We start from the raw sequence: 972 nt of genomic DNA, 5'->3' as shown, positions 1-972 counted from the left end.
CATGACCGCCATCGTCGACATCGTCGGCCGTCAGATTCTCGACAGCCGCGGCAATCCCACCGTCGAAGTGGACGTCGTCCTGGAGGACGGGTCCTTCGGCCGCGCCGCCGTTCCCTCGGGCGCCTCGACCGGCGCCCACGAGGCGGTCGAGCTGCGCGACGGCGACAAGGCCGTCTATCTCGGCAAGGGCGTGCTGAAGGCCGTCGAGGCCGTCAACACCGAGATCTACGACGCCATCGGCGGCTTCGATGCCGAGGACCAGATCCTCATCGACAACACGATGATCGCCCTCGACGGCACCCCCAACAAGGCCCGCCTCGGCGCCAACGCCATCCTCGGCGTGTCGCTCGCCGTCGCCAAGGCCGCCGCCGCCGCCGCCGGCCTGCCGCTCTACAAGTATCTCGGCGGCCCCGGCGCCCGCGTCCTGCCGGTTCCGATGATGAACATCATCAACGGCGGCGTCCACGCCGACAACCCGATCGACTTCCAGGAATTCATGATCATGCCGGCCGGCGCCAAGACCTTCGCCGAAGGTCTGCGCATGGGCGCGGAAGTGTTCCACACCCTCAAGGGCGAGCTGAAGAAGGCCGGCCACAACACCAACGTCGGCGACGAGGGCGGCTTCGCCCCGAACCTCGCCTCGGCCGAGGCCGCGCTCGACTTCGTCGTCCAGGCGATCGAGAAGGCGGGCTATTCGGTCGGCTCGGACATCTATCTGGCGCTCGATTGCGCCTCGACCGAGTTCTTCCGCAACGGCAATTACGTCTACGAGGGCGAGGGCAAGGTCCGCACCCCCGACGAGCAGGCCGCCTATCTGGCGCATCTGTGCGCCCAGTACCCGATCATCTCGATCGAGGACGGCATGTCCGAGGACGACTGGGCCGGCTGGAAGGCCGTGACCGATCTGATCGGCAAGAAGGTGCAGCTGGTCGGCGACGATCTCTTCGTCACCAACACCAAGCGCCTGAAGAC

At 67.1% G+C, this 972-nt stretch carries 1 protein-coding gene; it reads left to right on the top strand.

Annotated features, from left to right (window positions below; translation table 11 throughout):
• Position 1: 1 nt before the first annotated feature.
• On the top strand, positions 2 to 972 hold a 971-nt coding region (gene eno / locus J3S89_RS03090; RefSeq protein ID WP_217926011.1), incomplete at its 3' end, for a phosphopyruvate hydratase.

The sequence above is a fragment of the Pinisolibacter aquiterrae genome (assembly GCF_019160155.1).
Classification (GTDB): Bacteria; Pseudomonadota; Alphaproteobacteria; order Rhizobiales; family Ancalomicrobiaceae; genus Pinisolibacter; species Pinisolibacter aquiterrae.
Note: the sequence above shows the minus strand (reverse complement) of the source record. Positions and strands in the feature narration are given on the sequence as shown.